Source organism: Streptomyces sp. NPDC048106, assembly GCF_040706415.1.
GTDB lineage: Bacteria > Actinomycetota > Actinomycetes > Streptomycetales > Streptomycetaceae > Streptomyces.
Genome location: NZ_JBEZND010000027.1, coordinates 1 through 16,993 on the forward strand (window position 1 = coordinate 1; position 16,993 = coordinate 16,993).

The 16,993-nt window shown below is 71.4% G+C and carries 16 protein-coding genes and 1 pseudogene; 14 read left to right on the forward strand and 3 right to left on the reverse strand.

The genetic code is table 11. The annotated features are described in order from the left end of the window. The 5 genes and pseudogenes from AB0927_RS25270 to obgE form a co-directional block, all read left to right on the forward strand. Window positions 1-273, forward strand: a pseudogene (locus AB0927_RS25270) (phosphocholine cytidylyltransferase family protein); the annotation flags it as partial. Beyond that, window positions 261-1,319 carry an iron-containing alcohol dehydrogenase family protein gene (locus AB0927_RS25275; RefSeq protein ID WP_366669987.1) on the forward strand — a complete coding sequence of 353 codons (1,059 nt, stop codon included), beginning with the start codon at window positions 261-263 and terminating at the stop codon, window positions 1,317-1,319. The pseudogene AB0927_RS25270 and the gene AB0927_RS25275, both read left to right, overlap by 13 nt. A gap of 211 nt (window positions 1,320-1,530) precedes the next feature. Next, on the forward strand, window positions 1,531-1,851 hold the full coding sequence (gene rplU / locus AB0927_RS25280; protein WP_009188585.1) for a 50S ribosomal protein L21: 321 nt from the start codon (window positions 1,531-1,533) through the stop codon (window positions 1,849-1,851). A 14-nt stretch (window positions 1,852-1,865) separates the two neighbouring features. Further along, window positions 1,866-2,120, forward strand: coding sequence for a 50S ribosomal protein L27 (gene rpmA / locus AB0927_RS25285; protein WP_030779398.1), 255 nt, complete (start codon window positions 1,866-1,868; stop codon window positions 2,118-2,120). Between the two features lie 121 nt (window positions 2,121-2,241). Next, entirely contained in the window at window positions 2,242-3,687 is a 1,446-nt protein-coding gene (obgE, locus tag AB0927_RS25290; RefSeq protein ID WP_366669988.1) for a GTPase ObgE, read from the forward strand. A gap of 132 nt (window positions 3,688-3,819) precedes the next feature. On the opposite strand, the gene galU is transcribed toward obgE, so the two are convergent. Both galU and AB0927_RS25300 read right to left on the reverse strand, forming a co-directional pair. Then, entirely contained in the window at window positions 3,820-4,734 is a 915-nt protein-coding gene (gene galU, locus AB0927_RS25295; RefSeq protein WP_366669989.1) for a UTP--glucose-1-phosphate uridylyltransferase GalU, read from the reverse strand. Window positions 4,735-4,784: 50 nt separating this feature from the next. Beyond that, a complete protein-coding gene (locus tag AB0927_RS25300) occupies window positions 4,785-7,088 on the reverse strand; it encodes a bifunctional glycosyltransferase family 2 protein/CDP-glycerol:glycerophosphate glycerophosphotransferase (RefSeq protein ID WP_366669990.1) in 2,304 nt (767 codons plus the stop codon). Window positions 7,089-7,966: 878 nt separating this feature from the next. On the opposite strand from AB0927_RS25300, the gene proB reads away from it, so the two are divergent. From proB to AB0927_RS25325, 5 genes are all read left to right on the forward strand, one after another. Then, window positions 7,967-9,070, forward strand: a complete 1,104-nt coding sequence (proB, locus tag AB0927_RS25305; RefSeq protein WP_366669991.1) for a glutamate 5-kinase — start codon at window positions 7,967-7,969, stop codon at window positions 9,068-9,070. A gap of 132 nt (window positions 9,071-9,202) precedes the next feature. Then, the gene (locus AB0927_RS25310) at window positions 9,203-9,628 is read left to right on the forward strand and encodes a hypothetical protein (protein ID WP_366669992.1); all 426 of its coding nucleotides are present in this window, start codon (window positions 9,203-9,205) and stop codon (window positions 9,626-9,628) included. Window positions 9,629-9,711: 83 nt separating this feature from the next. Further along, window positions 9,712-10,998 carry a glutamate-5-semialdehyde dehydrogenase gene (locus tag AB0927_RS25315; protein WP_366669993.1) on the forward strand — a complete coding sequence of 429 codons (1,287 nt, stop codon included), beginning with the start codon at window positions 9,712-9,714 and terminating at the stop codon, window positions 10,996-10,998. 34 nt (window positions 10,999-11,032) lie between these two features. Next, window positions 11,033-11,593 carry a hypothetical protein gene (locus AB0927_RS25320; RefSeq protein WP_366669994.1) on the forward strand — a complete coding sequence of 187 codons (561 nt, stop codon included), beginning with the start codon at window positions 11,033-11,035 and terminating at the stop codon, window positions 11,591-11,593. Between the two features lie 81 nt (window positions 11,594-11,674). Continuing rightward, a complete protein-coding gene (locus AB0927_RS25325; protein ID WP_366669995.1) occupies window positions 11,675-12,739 on the forward strand; it encodes a hypothetical protein in 1,065 nt (354 codons plus the stop codon). Between the two features lie 31 nt (window positions 12,740-12,770). Here the strand turns inward: AB0927_RS25325 and AB0927_RS25330 are convergent, their stop codons facing one another. After that, entirely contained in the window at window positions 12,771-13,850 is a 1,080-nt protein-coding gene (locus AB0927_RS25330) for a M48 family metallopeptidase (protein ID WP_366669996.1), read from the reverse strand. Window positions 13,851-13,950: 100 nt separating this feature from the next. On the opposite strand from AB0927_RS25330, the gene AB0927_RS25335 reads away from it, so the two are divergent. The 4 genes from AB0927_RS25335 (at window position 13,951) to AB0927_RS25350 (ending at window position 16,954) form a co-directional block, all read left to right on the forward strand. Then, entirely contained in the window at window positions 13,951-14,118 is a 168-nt protein-coding gene (locus tag AB0927_RS25335) for a hypothetical protein (RefSeq protein ID WP_366669997.1), read from the forward strand. Between the two features lie 130 nt (window positions 14,119-14,248). After that, the gene (locus AB0927_RS25340) at window positions 14,249-14,404 is read left to right on the forward strand and encodes a hypothetical protein (RefSeq protein WP_366669998.1); all 156 of its coding nucleotides are present in this window, start codon (window positions 14,249-14,251) and stop codon (window positions 14,402-14,404) included. Window positions 14,405-14,460: 56 nt separating this feature from the next. Continuing rightward, the gene (gene nadD, locus AB0927_RS25345) at window positions 14,461-15,156 is read left to right on the forward strand and encodes a nicotinate-nucleotide adenylyltransferase (RefSeq protein ID WP_366669999.1); all 696 of its coding nucleotides are present in this window, start codon (window positions 14,461-14,463) and stop codon (window positions 15,154-15,156) included. A 16-nt stretch (window positions 15,157-15,172) separates the two neighbouring features. Next, window positions 15,173-16,954 (forward strand): LytR C-terminal domain-containing protein, encoded by a 1,782-nt coding sequence (locus tag AB0927_RS25350; protein ID WP_366670000.1) that lies wholly within the window; start codon window positions 15,173-15,175, stop codon window positions 16,952-16,954. Window positions 16,955-16,993 lie beyond the last annotated feature (39 nt).

Here is a 16,993-nt window from a genome sequence, read left to right on the forward strand (position 1 = left end):
ATGACGAAGATCACCAAGCTGATGGACCCGGCCGAGGCGACCGGTGAGTACATCGGCGTCACCCTGATCGAGGGCGACGCGGCCGAGGAGCTGGCCGACGCGCTGAAGACGGTCTGGGAGACCGACCCGCAGCAGTTCTACGAGCACGGCTACCAGGAGCTGGTCGACCGCGGCTTCCGGATCGACGTGGCGCCCATCGGCGACGTCGACTGGGTCGAGATCGACAACCACGAGGACCTCGCCCGCGGGCGGGAGATCGCATGCCGGTACTGACCCGGCTCTTCCCCTCGCCGATCGTCATGGACATCCGCGCGGGTGCCCTGGACGACCTGGCGGGCGTGCTCGCCGACCAGCGCATGTCGGACTCCGGACGGCTCGCCGTCGCCGTCAGCCGCGGCTACGGCGCCCAGCTCCGCGAGCGCCTCACCCCGGCGCTGCCCGCCGCCACCTGGTTCGAGGTGGGCGGCGGCACCCTGGACGAGGCGGTCGACCTGGCCGACCGGATGAAGCCGGGCGACTTCGACGCGGTCGTGGGCATCGGCGGCGGCAAGGTCATCGACTGCGCGAAGTACTCGGCGGCGCGGATCGGCCTGCCCCTGGTCGTCGTGCCGACGAACCTCTCGCACGACGGCATCTGCTCGCCCGTGTCCAACCTGGACAACGACGCGGGACGCGGCTCCTACGGCGTGCCCGCGCCCGTCGCCCTGTTCATCGACCTCAACGTGATCCGCGAGGCCCCGCTGCGCTTCGTGCGCTCGGGCATCGGCGACGCCCTGTCCAACATCTCCGCCGTCGCGGACTGGGAGCTGGACCACCGGGTCAACGGCGAGCGGATCGACGGTCTCGCCGCGGCCATGGCCCGCCAGGCCGGCGAGGCGGTGCTGCGCCACCCGGGCGGCTGCGGCGACGACGGGTTCCTCACCGTGCTGTCCGAGGGCCTGGTGCTGACGGGTATCGCCATGTCGATCGCCGGGCACACCCGGCCCTCCTCGGGCGCCTGCCATGAGATCAGTCACGCGCTGGACCTGCTCTACCCCCGCCGGGCCGCCGCCCACGGCGAACAGGTGGGCCTCGGCGCCGCCTTCGCCACGTATCTGCGCGGCGACCACGAGGGTTCCCGGCTGATCGTGGACGGGCTGCGCCGGCACGGGCTGCCGGTGGTGGCGGCCGAGATCGGCTTCAGCGACGAGGAGTTCGTGCGGGCGGTGGCGTTCGCGCCGGAGACCCGGCCCGGCCGGTACACCATCCTGGAGCACCTCGCCCTCGCGCGGGAGGGGATCGAGGAGGCGTACGCCGGGTACGTCGCCGCGGCCGGGTGAGAACCGGGCCTGCGCCGGCCGGGGCCGGACGCCCAGTTTGACCCCCGGGGTCCCGGCCCTTAATCTTGACCGTCGGCGTGTCATCGAGCCCGCCACATCCCCGTAAACCTGTTCCTCCCGGACGCTAGGCCGGCCGGGAGAGGTCGCCCATGCTATTGCCGGGTGGCTGGCCTGCGGGGGTGCCGTTTCTTCGAGCGAAAGAGAGATCCGCGTGTACGCCATCGTGCGCAGCGGTGGTCGCCAGCACAAGGTTGCTGTCGGCGACATCGTTGAGGTTGACAAGATTTCCACTGCCAAGGTTGGCGACACGGTCGAGCTCTCGACCCTGCTCGTTGTCGACGGCGACGCTGTGACCAGCGACCCGTGGGTGCTGGCCGGCATCAAGGTCCAGGCCGAGGTCGTGGACCACCACAAGGGCCAGAAGATCGACATCCTGCGCTACAAGAACAAGACCGGCTACCGCCGTCGGCAGGGCCACCGCCAGCAGTACACGGCGATCAAGGTCACGTCGATCCCCACGGCTGCGAAGTAAGGGACTGAGAAGACATGGCACACAAGAAGGGCGCATCGTCCACCCGGAACGGTCGCGACTCCAATGCCCAGCGGCTCGGCGTGAAGCGCTTCGGCGGTCAGGTCGTCAACGCGGGTGAGATCCTGGTCCGCCAGCGCGGCACCCACTTCCACCCCGGCGCCGGCGTCGGCCGTGGCGGCGACGACACCCTGTTCGCCCTGCTGCCGGGCGCGGTGGAGTTCGGTACCCACCGTGGCCGCAAGGTCGTGAACATCGTTCCGGTCGCCTGAATCAGCTGATTCGGCACTGAACGTTTCGCGAGGCGGACCTCACTTCCCGAATCGGGAAGGCGGGTCCGCCTTTCGTTGTTAGTACGCCTGACATACCCGTAATTTCTGGAGGCACTGAACCATGACCACCTTCGTGGACCGCGTCGAACTGCACGTCGCCGCGGGTAACGGAGGCCACGGCTGTGCCTCCGTCCACCGCGAGAAGTTCAAGCCGCTGGGCGGCCCGGACGGTGGCAACGGCGGCCGTGGCGGTGACGTCATCCTGACCGTCGACCAGTCGGTCACCACGCTGCTCGACTACCACCACTCCCCGCACCGCAAGGCCACCAACGGCCAGCCCGGCGAGGGCGGCAACCGCTCCGGCAAGGACGGCCAGGACCTGATCCTGCCGGTCCCGGACGGCACCGTGGTGCTCGACAAGGCGGGCAACGTCCTCGCCGACCTGGTCGGGCACGGGACGTCGTACGTCGCCGCACAGGGCGGCCGCGGCGGCCTCGGCAACGCGTCGCTGGCCTCGGCCCGCCGCAAGGCGCCAGGCTTCGCGCTGCTCGGCGTGCCCGGGGAGCTCCAGGACATCGTCCTGGAGCTGAAGACCGTCGCCGACGTGGCGCTGGTCGGTTACCCGAGCGCCGGCAAGTCCTCGCTGATCTCGGTGCTCAGCGCCGCCAAGCCGAAGATCGCGGACTACCCCTTCACCACCCTGGTGCCCAACCTCGGTGTGGTGACCGCCGGTTCGACCGTCTACACCATCGCCGACGTGCCGGGGCTGATCCCGGGCGCCAGCCAGGGCAAGGGCCTGGGCCTGGAGTTCCTGCGGCACGTGGAGCGGTGCAGTGTGCTGGTGCACGTCCTGGACACCGCGACCCTGGAGTCCGACCGCGACCCGCTCTCCGACCTCGACATCATCGAGGAGGAGCTGCGGCAGTACGGCGGCCTCGACAACCGGCCCCGGATGGTCGTCCTGAACAAGGTCGACGTGCCCGACGGCAAGGATCTCGCCGAGATGGTCCGCCCCGACCTGGAGGCCCGCGGCTACCGCGTCTTCGAGGTGTCGGCGGTCGCCCACATCGGCCTGCGCGAGCTGTCCTTCGCCCTCGGCGAGCTGGTCGGCAAGGCGCGTGCGGCCAAGCCCAGGGAAGAGGCCACGCGGATCGTCATCCGGCCCAAGGCCGTGGACGACGCCGGCTTCACCGTCACCCGTGAGGAGGTCGACGGCGAGCCGCTGTTCCGGGTGCGCGGCGAGAAGCCCGAGCGCTGGGTGCGCCAGACCGACTTCAACAACGACGAGGCCGTCGGCTACCTCGCCGACCGGCTCAACCGCCTCGGCGTGGAGGAGCGGCTGATGAAGGCGGGCGCCCGGGGCGGCGACGGCGTCGCCATCGGCCCCGAGGAGAACGCGGTCGTCTTCGACTGGGAGCCGTCGGTCACCGCGGGCGCCGAGATGCTCGGCCGCCGCGGCGAGGACCACCGCTTCGAGGCGCCCCGGCCCGCGGCCCAGCGCCGCCGGGACAAGGACGCCGAACGGGACGAGGCCGGCCGGGAGTTCGACGACTTCGAGCCGTTCTAGACGAAGACCCGCGCTGTTCCGGACGGCGGCTTCGCCATCCGGAACAGCGACAGCGGTTTGACACGGTGACAACGGCAGAGGGCGGGCCGGAGGAAGATCCTCCGGCCCGCCCTCTGCCGTTGTCCGGACTGCTCAGCTCTCGCCGTCCGCCAGCTCCTGGCCGACGTAACCGCGGAGCCAGGTCCGGAACTCCGGGCCCAGGTCTTCACGTTCGCACGCGAGCCTGACGATGGCACGCAGGTAGTCGCCGCGGTCGCCGGTGTCGTAGCGGCGGCCCTGGAAGACGACGCCGTGGACGGGGCCGCCGAGCTTCTCGTCGTCGGCGAGTTGCTGGAGGGCGTCGGTGAGCTGGATCTCGCCGCCGCGGCCGGGTTCGGTCCTGCGCAGGACGTCGAAGATCTGCGGGGCGAGCACGTAGCGGCCGATGACGGCGTAGTGGGAGGGGGCGTCGGCGGGGTCGGGCTTCTCGACCAGGCCGGTGATCCTGACGACGTCGCCGTCGGCGGTGGCCTCGACGGCGGCGCAGCCGTAGAGGTGGATCTGCTCGGGTGCGACCTCCATGAGGGCGATCACGCTGCCGCCGTGCCGTTCCTGGACCTCGATCATGCGCTGGAGGAGGGGGTCGCGGGGGTCGATGAGGTCGTCGCCGAGGAGGACGGCGAAGGGTTCGCGGCCGACGTGCGGGGCGGCGCAGAGCACGGCGTGGCCGAGGCCCTTGGGGTCGCCCTGGCGGACGTAGTGCATGGTGGCCAGGTCGCTGGACTCCTGCACCTTGGCGAGCCGGCCGGCGTCGCCCTTCTTCTGGAGGGCGGATTCCAGCTCGTAGTTGCGGTCGAAGTGGTCCTCCAGGGGACGCTTGTTACGACCGGTGATCATGAGGACGTCGTCGAGCCCCGCGGACACGGCCTCCTCGACCACGTACTGGATCGCGGGCTTGTCGACGACCGGCAGCATCTCCTTCGGAGTGGCCTTGGTCGCCGGCAGGAACCGGGTGCCAAGACCCGCCGCCGGAATGACCGCCTTGGAAATGGTGGGGCGGGAAGCCATCAGGTGTTCGTCTCTCTCGTTCGGCACGTCGGACGCCGGTGCGGCCGGGCTCAGGCGTCGATGAGGCCGTGCTCACCGGTGGGCTGCCGCGGGATGCGGGCCCCGGTGAGGGCCCCCGGCGCGGGCGCGGGCGTCCGGTCCGCCAGCGGGAGCACCGCGGGGGTGGTCTCCTGCTGGCCGAGGAAGAGGCGGCGCACCACACGCTCCGCCGCGTTTCCGTCGTCGAACTGCACGAAGCGCTCACGGAACGCGGCCCGCAGCTCGGCGGCCTTGGCGTCGTTCCAGGCGCCGGAGCGGAAGACCTCGATCAGCTGGTCCTCGTCGGTCGCGGTGGCACCCGGGGTCTCGCCCGGCTGGCCGGAGAGGATGTCGAAGTAGACACCGCGGGCCTTGCGGTAGACCTCCCAGTCGTCCGCGTAGGTGACGATCGGGCGGTCCAGGCACGCGTAGTCGAACATGATGGACGAGTAGTCCGTGATCAGCGCGTCGGCGGCCAGGCAGAGATCCTCCACCACCGGGTACGTCGACACGTCCTTGATCAGACCGCGCTCCTGGAGGGCCTCCAGGCGCGGGTCGGCGCCGTAGAAGTAGTGGGTGCGCACCAGGACGACGAAGTCCGGGCCCAGCTCGGAGCAGAAGCGCTCCAGGTCGATGCGGGGGACGTAGCCCTTCTGGTAGTCGCGCACCGTCGGGCAGTACAGGATGGCCTTCTTGCCGTCCTCGATGCCCAGCTCGCGGCGGATGCGCAGGACGTCGTCACCGTCGGTCCGGAAGTAGACGTCGTTGCGCGGGTAGCCGAACTCGATCGCCTCGAACGCGCAGGGGTAGACCCGCTCCCAGTTCTCCGTGGAGTGCTGGTTGGAGGTGAGGCTGAGGTCCCACTTGTCGGCCCGCTCCAGCATCTTCGCGAAGCTCATGTTCTTCGCGGCCGCCGGGTACTTCTGCTGGTCGATGCCCATCTGCTTCAGCGGGGTGCCGTGATGGGTCTGGAGGAAGACCTGCTCGGGGCGCTTGATGATGTTGTTCGGGAAGTTGACGTTGTTGACGAGGTACTTGGCGCGGGCCATGACCTCCCAGTAACGCGGCGAGTTGGCCACCACGTAGTCGACACCCGCGGGGACGTTGTCCACCATGTCGCGGCGCACGACCCACACGCCGTGCACGTTCGGGGCGAGTTCCTTGGCCTTGTGGTAAATGGCGGCCGGGTTGCAGGCGACGCCGCGGTTCCAGTAGGCCGCGTAGACCGCGAGGTTCTCGTCCACCGGGCGGCGCAGGTGCAGCCGGTACAGCCGGTTGTAGGCGGTCTTGCCGAGCTTGGTCTTGACCTTGGCGGCCCGCTGGACCACCTGGCGGCGGGTGTTGCCGGCGGCGATCACCGCGGCGTACGCCGTGTAGGAGCCGCGTTCGAGGAGCTGGAACCGGACGCCCTGGGAGCCCTCCGGCAGCACGAAGCCCTGCGGCTTGTAGCGCTTGTACGAGGCGGCCGCCAGCTTGAAGAACTCCGCGCGGTCCTTGGGGACGATGCGGTCCTCGCGGGCCAGCGTGAACAGGTAGTGGCTCGCCGCGCGCTCGAACAGCAGGGCGCGCACCGGCTCCGTCTCCGGGTGCTGGTCGAGGAACTCGAAGAGGCGGGCGTACTGCTGGAAGATGCCGAAGTGCTTGCGGCCGGGCGTGCGCATGGAGTTGCCCTGGCGGCGCTGGCGGTACTCGACGCAGACGTGGTCGGTGGCGGCGATGCGCTCCGCGGTCAGCATGGTCTTGTAGACCATGAGCGCGTCCTCGTAGATGCCGTCCGTGAAGATGAAGTTGTTGCCGACGTAGAACTCGCGGCGGTAGGCGCGGTTCCAGACGACGGCGAACATGGTGAGGAAGTCCGGCCGTTCGAGGGCCGTGAACACGTCCGTGCCCGCGCTCGCGAGGAGTTCGCCGGCCGCGCTCGCCTGGACCCGGTTGTTCCAGTACGTGCGGACGTGGTTGAGCAGCAGGATGTCCGGGTCGCCCGTGACCTCCAGGCGGTCGGCGATCGCCTGGAGCGCGCCGTCGGCCAGGGTGTCGTCGCTGTCGAGGAAGAGGATGTACTCACCGCGCGACTTCAGCGCACCGGCGTCGCGCGCCTTTCCGATGCCCTGGTTCTCCTCGAAGTGCACGGGTATGACGCGGCTGTCGAGGGCGGCGTATTCGTCGAGTATCCGGCCGCAGGCGTCGGGGGAGTGGTCGTCGATGGCGACGATCTCGAAGTCCTCGAAGGACTGGGACAGAATGGAGTCCAAGCACGCACGCAGATATCCCTGGACTTTGTAGACAGGGACGACAACGCTTATTTTCGGCGAAGCGTTTCCATTCGCTACGGGCATGCTTGGGGCTCCTGGACTGTCGGTCAGACTCTCAACCGCCTCCCGCTGCCGGGTGCGGCGTGGGAGGCGAGAGGCACAAGGAGTGCGAGGTTAAGGGGCGTTTAACCCTACCCTAACGTGCCCTACCGGATGGTCTCACCGTACGACCGCGCGCGACCGGACGCCCCGGATGTGGCGCGACTCACGGGCGCTCGCGCGCGCGTTCCCGGGGGTGGCGGCCGGATCCGGGATCACGGGCCGGGGGGACCCGGGCGGGGGCTACGGCGGCCCGCCTGGGTAAGAGAAGGTGAGTCCACGGTGAGAACGGCGCCGCCGGCAGCGCGAATCGGGCGATCCGGTCAACCCGCCCCGTGCGCGCGCCGCCGGGGTCCGCGGTGTGTCCCGGCCCTCGGATACGGGCCGGATGTGGTGGACCCGACACCGTTCCGGCACCGCGACCTCGGGCCCCGCGCCCGTGCGGCGCCCGTGCGCGGCATCACCGGTCCCGGCCGGCGGCACCTCGCGCGGCGGCATGGCGCGGCACGGCGGAAAAAGCCCGCCCGGAAGCCGGAAAAGAGAAGCCGGAAAAGGGAGCCGGCGAGAGAAAGTCGGCGAGAGAAAGTCGGCGACGGAAATCCGGAAGGCGAAAAGCGCCGCATCCCGCCCATTCCACGAACGCCGCGAATGGCCGCGCGATCCCGATTTCCCGCGGCGCCGCCCGTCACAGGGGAACCCCCGCGCCGCCCGGCCGGACCGCTCGGCGCGCGCGGCGAGCGGCCCGGGGTCCGCCCAGCGAAACCGGAGCGCACCGAAGGTCCCGGGTCGCGTACATTGCGCAGCACGAGGCCGGTACACGGGCGAAGGGGACGGCAGGCAAGGTGGCAAGCGCGAGGCGGGCCGTGAGCGAGGCCCGCAGGATCGTCGTCAAGGTGGGCTCCTCCTCCCTGACCACCGCGGCGGGCGGCCTGGACGCCGACCGGGTGGACGCCCTGGTGGACGCGCTGGCCAAGAGCCGCGGCGGCGAGAAGGAGGTCGTCCTCGTCTCCTCCGGCGCCATCGCCGCGGGGCTCGCCCCGCTCGGGCTGCGCCGCCGCCCCCGCGACCTGGCCCGGCAGCAGGCCGCCGCCAGCGTCGGACAGGGGCTGCTGGTCGCCCGGTACACCGCCTCCTTCGCCCGGTACGGCGTCCGCGTCGGCCAAGTCCTGCTCACCAGCGACGACATGAGCCGCCGCGCCCACCACCGCAACGCCTCCCGCACCCTCGACAAGCTGCTCGCGATGGGCGCCCTGCCGATCGTCAACGAGAACGACACCGTCGCCACCGACGAGATCCGCTTCGGTGACAACGACCGGCTCGCCGCCCTCGTCGCCCACCTCGTCCACGCGGACCTGCTCGTCCTCCTCTCCGACGTCGACGGCGTCTACGACGGCGACCCCAGCAGGCCCGGCACCTCCCGGATAGCGGAGGTGCGCGGCCCCGCGGACCTCGCGGGCGTCGAGATCGGCAGCGCGGGCAAGGCCGGCGTCGGCACCGGCGGCATGGTGACGAAGGTGGAGGCCGCGCGGATCGCGGCCGCCGCCGGCATCCCGGTGGTGCTGACCAGCGCCGTGCACGCGGCGGACGCCCTCGGCGGCGGCGACACCGGCACGTACTTCCACCCCACCGGCAAGCGCTCGGCCGACCGGCTGCTCTGGCTCCAGCACGCCTCCACCCCGCAGGGCGCGCTCACCCTGGACGACGGCGCCGTGGAGGCGGTCGTCAAGGGCCGCAAGTCGCTGCTGCCCGCCGGAATCGCCGCGGTCGAGGGCGAGTTCAGCGCGGGCGACCCCGTGGAACTACGGGACACCGCTGGCCGCGCGGTGGCACGGGGGCTCGTCAGCTTCGACGCCAAGGAGATCCCCCGGCTGATCGGGCGTTCGACCCACGAGCTGGCGCGCGAGCTGGGCCCGGCGTACGAACGCGAGGTCGTACACAGGGACGACCTGGTGCTCCTGCACGGGTGACAGTCGTACAGCGGGGCGCCCCTACGGGCCTCCGCTGGGGGACGTTCCGTGAAACCGCCCCGCGAAGCCTTACGGCCTGCTCAACTTTGTGTGCGAGACATGTTTCCGAGCACGTGGGTGAAGGAGGCCGTCGTGAGACGAGTGCGCCCTGGGGGTACCACCCGAGGTGCCCTGACGAGCGTCGCGGCCGGGGGCACCTACGAGGAGCCCAGGGACCTGCCCAGGCTGTGGCACGTCACCCTCAGCGTGGCCGGCCCGAGCGTCCCGCTCACGGAGCTGCGCCGGGCCCTGGAGAAGCTGGCTCACGACCATTCCTTCCTGCTGACCAGCAGATACGCGAGCGACCACGCCGAGATCCGGTACTGGGAAGAGGCCCGCGACCTGCACGACGCGGCGGCCGTCGCGCTGCGCCTGTGGGGCGAGCACCGGCTCAGTGCCGGACTGCCCCCCTGGGAGATCGTCGGGCTGGAGGTCATCGACCGCGAGACGTACCACCAGCGCATCGCCGAGGGCTACGGCCCGCCGCCCGCGACCCCCGTAGGGGTCCACCCCTTCTGACCCTTGCGGGCCCTTACCGGGGGGTTCGTCTCGGGGTGTGGGACGTGCGCGGAAGGTCCCGCACCGCGCACTACCCTTCCCCCATGACCACGCTCTCGCCGTACGACTCGATGTCCCCGGTCACCCAGGCCGCCTACCGGGCCCGGGCCGCCGCCGCCGACCTCGCGCCGCTGCCGCGCTCGGTGAAGGACGACGCGCTGCTCGCCATCGCCGACGCCCTGGAGGTCCGCTCCGCGGAGATCGTGGAGGCCAACGCCAAGGACGTGGCCAAGGCGCGCGAGGCCGGCACCAGCGAGGCCATCGTGGACCGGCTTACCCTCACCCCCGAGCGGGTCCGCGCCATCGCCGCCGACGTGCGCGACGTCGCCGGGTTGCCCGACCCGGTCGGCGAGGTGGTCCGCGGCTCCACCCTGCCCAACGGCATCGACCTGCGCCAGGTCCGCGTCCCGCTCGGCGTCGTCGGCATCGTCTACGAGGCCCGCCCGAACGTCACCGTCGACGCCGCCGCCCTCTGCCTGAAGTCGGGCAACGCCGTCCTGCTGCGCGGCTCCGCCTCGGCCTACGAGTCCAACACCGCCCTGGTCCGGGTCGTCCGGGACGCGGTCGGCGGCGCCGGGCTGCCCGCCGACGCCGTGCAACTGGTGCCGGGGGAGAGCCGCGAGTCCGTGCGCGAGCTGATGCGCGCCCGCGGCCTGGTCGACGTCCTCATCCCGCGCGGCGGCGCCTCCCTGATCAGGACCGTGGTCAGCGAGTCCACCGTCCCCGTCATCGAGACCGGCACCGGCAACTGCCACGTCTACGTCGACGCGCAGGCCGACATCGACATGGCGATCGACATCCTCGTCAACTCCAAGGCCCAGCGGGTCAGCGTGTGCAACGCGGCCGAGACCCTGCTGGTCCACCAGGACATCGCCGCCGAGTTCCTGCCGCGCGCCCTGGACGCCCTCGCCGAGGCCGGCGTCACCGTGCACGCCGACGAGCGGGTCATGGCCCACGCCAAGGACTCGAAGGCCACCGTGGTCGAGGCCACCCCGGAGGACTGGGAGACCGAGTACCTGTCGTACGACATCGCCGCCGCCGTGGTGGACTCGCTCGACAAGGCCGTCGAGCACATCCGGCTGTGGACCTCCGGGCACACCGAGGCGATCGTCACCACCTCGCAGCAGGCCGCCCGCCGCTTCACCCAGTTGGTCGACTCGACCACGGTCGCCGTGAACGCCTCCACCCGGTTCACCGACGGCGGCCAGTTCGGCTTCGGCGCCGAGATCGGCATCTCCACCCAGAAGCTGCACGCCCGGGGCCCGATGGGCCTGCCGGAGCTGACCAGCACCAAGTACATCGTCACCGGCGACGGACACGTCCGCCGCTGAGCAGGCGGATGAATTTCCATACCGTCTGCCCAAATTGATCCCCCAGGTCTACTCTGGATGCGTGCCGGAGGACGTGGGGGGCACGCCGTTCCCTGACGGCGGGGAGCCCGACGACGACCGCGACCATGGGGTGTCGGACGAAGAGTTCGCCTCCGTGGTCTTCGACGAGGCCTTCGTGCGGGCGGCCACGGTCCATGAGCCGACCGCCGTCGAGCGGCTCCTCGCCGCCGCGGAGGCCAGAGCCGAGGCCTCCGAGGAGGCCCGCCGCGCCCGCGCCCGAGGCGAGCGGTACGGGAGCGCCGATCTCGGCGCGGACCCGGACGACGACCTGGACGAGCTGGACGGGGTCTACGCCCTCGACCGGGGCCCCTTCGACGGCCACGGCAAGCAGGCCCGCTGGCACCGGCCGGTGGCCTGGGTGCTCGCCGTGGTGATGGGGGTCGGCATGGTCGCCCTGGCCTTCGCCGCGGTCTACCGGGGCACCTCCCCGGGCAGCGGGGACCAGTTGCCGCCGCCCAGCACGACCGGCCAGAACCAGGTCCCCACGGTGGCTCCCGTCCGCCCCGTGGTGTCGGCGGTGCCGCTCCTGCCCTGAGTGGCATCCGGGTGAGGGCTTGTCAGAAGTTGTGGTGGAGCGGGGCGTTTACCCGGGGCGCGGGAAACCCACTCTGAAAGTATGGGCGGGCCTGGAGACCCACCGGAGGGGACACCCGAGGGCGGCCCCGGCGGTGCAGAGGACGAATACCGATCCGTCGTGTTCGACGAGTCGTTCGTGCGCGCTGCCCGCCTCCAGGAGTACTCGGCCGAGGAGCGGATGGCCGACCACGCGCCCGCCGTACGCCGCCGCCCGCTGCACCGGGGGCTCGCCCGCCAGGCGATGATCCTGGTCCTGCTGATCGCCGTGGCCTTCGGCACCGCCGTCTACATGGGTGTCCGCCACCCCTACGACTCCGCCGAGGCGCCGCGGCCGGTGGAGCCCCTGCGGATGACGGTGATACCGCTCGCCCCGCAGGGCAGGGTGCCGGGCGGGACGGACGCGGAGGCGCTGTACGCGCACAGCCCCGCCGCGCAGTTCGACGTCGGCGCCGAGGGGGTACCGCTGCCGGCCGCGCGGGGCACCGCGCACTTCTCCGGCAGCCAGGTCATGACGGCGCTGACCACCGCCAAGGACTACATCGTCCGCTCCTCGCTCTACCCCGAGGTGCTCACCGGCCGGGCGACGGCTCCGGCGCGGGCGCTGGTGGACTCCGACCAGCTCGCGCAGTTCGACGGGAGCTTCGAGCACCCGGCGGCAGACGGCCGGCACGCCCCGACCGGCTGGCTGGTGCGCCTCGACCCGGCCCGCGACCGGCTGGCCGACGACCGGATCCGCGTCCAGGGCGCGCTGCGCTTCACCGAGGCCGACCCGGCCACGCTGGAGGTCAGCGCCGACCACACCTTCGTCTACGCCCTGCGCCCCGCCGGCACCGCGAGCGCCCCCGTCTCCCTCTTCACCGTCCGCCGCGCCCTGACCTTCCGCTTCACCAGCGACGACCTGCGCACCCGCCAGGTCCAGCTGATCTCGTCCTACGTCCAGGCCGGCCCGCTGTCCTGCGCCGAGGACGCCACGTCCTACCTCCACCCCCTGCTGGCGGGCGAGGCCCCGCACCCCGGCGCCCCGGCGGGCACCAACCCGTACGAGACCGACAGCCCGGCCTCGCTGTGCGGCACGCTGGCCACCGGGGCGCAGCCGAGGGCGTGAGGCCCGCGGGCCCCACCCCCCTCGGCCTCGGTTACCCCGCGTCCGGTGCCGCGTCGCCCTTCGCCGGCGGCGGGCTCTTGAAGCCGTCGAAGCCGCGCTTGACCCGGCCGCCCAGGTCGCCCGCGCCGCCCGCCAGGTCGGTGACCAGCTTCATCAGGGGGTCCTTCGAGTCCTTGACGTCACTCGCGTAGCTCGCCGCGGACTCGCGGAAGGAGTCGCCGACCGAGGCGTCCTTGTCGTCGTCGCGGCGCGGGTAGTGGCCGTCCATGATCCGCTGGTAGTCCCGCGACTCGGCCCACTTCTTCAGCTCGGCCGCGCGCACGGTGGTGAACGGGTGCGAGCGGGGCAGCACGTTCAGGATCTTGAGCACGGAGTCGCGCAGGTCGCCCCCGGAGTCGTACTCCTCGGCCTGCTCCAGGAACGCGTCCACGTTCATCTCGTGCAGATGGTTGCCGCCCGCTATCTTCATCAGGCCGCGCATCGAGGCCCGTACGTCCTGGCCCACCAGCAGCCCGGCCCGGTCCGCGGACAGCTCGGACTTGCGGAACCACTCCCGCAGCGCCGCGATGATCGCCATGACCGCGAGATTGCCCAGCGGGATCCAGGCGACCTTGATCGCCAGATTCGTCAGGAACAGCAGGACGGTGCGGTACACGGAGTGCCCGGACAGCGCGTGTCCCACCTCGTGTCCGACGACCGCCCGCATCTCCTCCTCGTCCAGCAGCTCCACCAGGCCCGTGGAGATCACGATGATCGGCTCGTCCAGGCCGATGCACATCGCGGTCGGCTGCGGGTCCTGCGTGACGTACATCGGCGGGACCTTCGGCAGGTCCAGGATGTAGCAGGCGTCCAGGAGCATGTCGTGCAGATGACCGAACTGCCGTTCGGAGACGCGGACCGAGTCGGACAGGAACAGCAGCCGCAGGCTCCGCTCCGGCAGCAGCCCGCTGAGTGCCTTGAACACCTGGTCGAACCCGCTGAGTTTGCGCAGTGCCACCAGGGCGGACCGGTCGGCCGGATGCTCGTACGCCCGCGAGGAGATCCCCGGGAAGCGCGTCCGCTGCCTGCTCGGCACCCGTTCGTGCCCGCTCTGCCGATCACCGTCGTGCATGTCTTCCCCCAAGTGCGTGTGAGTGCCGTGGGCCCCCGAGGCGGGGTTCAGCCTAGGCGGAGATACCGTGGACGGGCAGACAGCCGAAGGAGTCCACGCCATGGAGCACCACCCCGCAGCCGCCCGGCTGACCGAGGCCGCAGCGAACGCCACCCAGCAGCCCGGGGGCGGCGGAGACCTGCTCCGCATCGTGCTGGTCGTGATGGTCCTGGGCTGCGCGCTGACCGCCTGGTTCCTGCTGCGCGGCTACAAGCAGAAGGACGACTGACGGACGGCCGGAGTTCCCCGCCCCGGACGCCCGCTTCCCGACGGCGGAGTCGGCGTGATCGCCGAAGCACCACCCGCATACGATGAGCCGACGTCTTTATCCCGCCCACACGCGATAGGTCCTGTCGAAGATGATGCTCACCAGCGCCGCAGCCCCGCTGATCTCCCTCGCCGCCGAAGAGGGCGGCCACCACGACAGCCTGAACCCCGCCGTCACCGGCGGCGCCGCCTTCGTCATCCTGCTTCTCCTGCTGTGGATCACGACCCGCTTCAACCGCGACCGCTGAGCCGGGGGACCGGCCCCGGCCGGACGCCGGAGACCGGGCCGGTAGGGTCTGCACGCATGGGAGAGCAGGACATGCCTACCGGTCCGGCGCGCGCAGCCGCCGCCGACACGGTCAACCAGCCGCAGTACCGCCGGCACCGGCCGGGCCACGGCCCCGCCCGCCCCGGCAAGCGGCGCCTGGGTGTCATGGGCGGCACCTTCGACCCGATCCACCACGGGCACCTCGTGGCGGCCAGCGAGGTCGCCGCGCAGTTCCGGCTGGACGAGGTGGTGTTCGTGCCCACCGGCCAGCCGTGGCAGAAGTCCCACCGCCAGGTCTCCCCGGCCGAGGACCGCTATCTGATGACGGTCATCGCCACCGCCGAGAACCCGCAGTTCTCCGTCAGCCGCATCGACATCGACCGCGGCGGCCCCACCTACACCGTGGACACCCTGCGCGACCTGCGCGCCCTCAACCCGGACACCGACCTGTACTTCATCACCGGTGCCGACGCCCTCGCCCAGCTTCTGACCTGGCGCGACAGCGAGGAGCTGTTCTCCCTCGCGCACTTCATCGGCGTCACCCGGCCCGGACACCACCTCAGCAACCCGGGACTGCCCGAGGGCGGCGTCTCGCTGGTCGAGGTCCCGGCGCTCGCCATCTCGTCCACAGACTGCCGTGCGAGAGTCGCCAAGGGCGACCCCATCTGGTACATGGTGCCGGACGGAGTCGTGCGCTACATCGACAAGCGCGAGCTGTACCGCGGCGAGTGAGCCGAGAGGGGCACCGGTGAACGACCGATACGACGCGGGTGACGCCGGCTACGGCGCGGAACCGTACGAGCTCGTCGGCTACGACGAGTACGGCCGGCCCGTCTACCGCCAGGTTCCGGCGCAGCAGGCTCCGCGCGGGTCCTACGACCCTTACGGCAGGCAACAGGACTACGGCTACGACCCCTACGGCACCCCCCAGCCCGCGCAGCCGTACGAGTCGTACGACACCGGACAGCAGCCGCAGACCCCGGCGTACCCCGCGAACGACGGCTACCCCGGCGCTGACGGCTACCCCGGTTACGACCCCTACGGCACGCAGGGCCCGGGGCACGGGGGGAGTTCCGGGTACGACCCCTACGGGCAGGCCGCGAGCAGCGGGCAGCAGCCCCGGGTCGCCGAGCAGACCGCGCACATCCCCCAGCAGGCGGGACCGCCGGGCGCCGCCCGGCCCAACCCGTACGCGGAACTCGCGAGCGAGCACGCCGACGACCAGGACGGGCCGGACGGCCCGGACGGCGAACCGGGTTACCACACCGAGCAGTTCGCGTTCGTGGAGGACCCGGACGGCGACTCCGAGGACGTCATCGACTGGCTGAAGTTCACCGAGAACCGCACCGAACGCCGCGAGGAGGCCCGCCGCCGCGCCCGCAGCCGGCTGATCGCCCTCGGCGTCGTCCTCGCCCTCGTCGCCGTCGGCGGCGTCGGCTACCTCTGGTACGCCGGGAAGCTGCCCTTCCTGTCCTCCTCCGGCGCCGGCGCCGGCGCGGCCACTCCGGTCGGCGCCCAGAAGCGCGACGTGATCGTCGTCCACCTGCACAACACCGGCAAACGCGGCACCTCGACCATGCTGCTGGTCGACAACACCACCACCAAGCGGGGCAGCACCGTCCTGCTGCCCAACTCCCTCGCGCTGACCGACGACGACGGCTCCACCACCACCCTCGCCAAGTCGGTGGACGACGACGGCTCCTCCGGCACCCGCGACCAGCTGAACACCGTCCTCGGCACCGACATCCAGGGCACCTGGCGGCTGGACACCCCCTACCTCCAGAACCTGGTCGACCTCGTCGGCGACATCGACATCGACACCAACACCGACGTGCCCGACCCGGACGCCAAGAAGAAGGGCACCGAGCCGCTCGTCTCCAAGGGCAGCGACCAGACCCTCAGCGGCAAGATGGCCGTGGGCTACGCCACCTACCGGGCCCCCGGCGAGTCGGAGAACGCCCAGCTTGAGCGGTTCGGGCAGGTCATGCAGGGCGTGCTGCGCAAGATCTCCACTGATGCGCCGGACGCCACGGTCACCGTGCAGAGCCTTGCGCAGATCCTCGACCCCTCGCTCACCGACAAGGACCTCGGCGCCTTCCTGGCCAAGCTCGCCGGCCTCGCCAAGGTGGGCGACTACAAGACGACCCTCCTGCCCGTGCAGCCCGACGGCACGCTCAGCGCCCAGACCGGCAGCGGCGTGGTCAGGGACATCCTCGGCGGCACCGCCAAGAGCCCCGACGCCGGCAGCGCGCTCCGGGTCTCGGTGCAGAACGCCACCGGGGTCAAGGACGACACCGAGCAGGCCCGCGTGGTGCTGCTGAACGGCGGCTTCACCTTCCTGGAGGGCGGCAGCGGCGGCACCCGGGCCACCTCGGAGGTCGTCTACCAGAACGCCTCCGACAAGCAGAACGCCACCGAGGTCGCCAAGACCCTCGGCCTGCCCGCGGGCTCCGTCACCAAGGGCACGGTCCGCTCGGGCGCCGATGTCTCGGTGGTCCTGGGCCAGGACTACAAGCCGTCCGGCTCCTGACCGCGGTCGGGGCCTCTCTTTCGCAGGGCCCTGGGCGGT

What these genes read in the sequence shown, in the direction of transcription:
- AB0927_RS25275 (WP_366669987.1), top strand. Translation starts at nt 261, where the DNA reads ATGCCGGTACTGACCCGGCTCTTCCCCTCGCCGATCGTCATGGACATC.
- rpmA (WP_030779398.1), top strand. Translation starts at nt 1,866, where the DNA reads ATGGCACACAAGAAGGGCGCATCGTCCACCCGGAACGGTCGCGACTCC.
- obgE (WP_366669988.1), top strand. Translation starts at nt 2,242, where the DNA reads ATGACCACCTTCGTGGACCGCGTCGAACTGCACGTCGCCGCGGGTAAC.
- galU (WP_366669989.1), bottom strand. Translation starts at nt 4,734, where the DNA reads ATGGCTTCCCGCCCCACCATTTCCAAGGCGGTCATTCCGGCGGCGGGT.
- AB0927_RS25300 (WP_366669990.1), bottom strand. Translation starts at nt 7,088, where the DNA reads ATGCCCGTAGCGAATGGAAACGCTTCGCCGAAAATAAGCGTTGTCGTC.
- AB0927_RS25315 (WP_366669993.1), top strand. Translation starts at nt 9,712, where the DNA reads ATGACCACGCTCTCGCCGTACGACTCGATGTCCCCGGTCACCCAGGCC.
- AB0927_RS25325 (WP_366669995.1), top strand. Translation starts at nt 11,675, where the DNA reads ATGGGCGGGCCTGGAGACCCACCGGAGGGGACACCCGAGGGCGGCCCC.
- AB0927_RS25330 (WP_366669996.1), bottom strand. Translation starts at nt 13,850, where the DNA reads ATGCACGACGGTGATCGGCAGAGCGGGCACGAACGGGTGCCGAGCAGG.
- AB0927_RS25335 (WP_366669997.1), top strand. Translation starts at nt 13,951, where the DNA reads ATGGAGCACCACCCCGCAGCCGCCCGGCTGACCGAGGCCGCAGCGAAC.
- AB0927_RS25340 (WP_366669998.1), top strand. Translation starts at nt 14,249, where the DNA reads ATGATGCTCACCAGCGCCGCAGCCCCGCTGATCTCCCTCGCCGCCGAA.
- nadD (WP_366669999.1), top strand. Translation starts at nt 14,461, where the DNA reads ATGGGAGAGCAGGACATGCCTACCGGTCCGGCGCGCGCAGCCGCCGCC.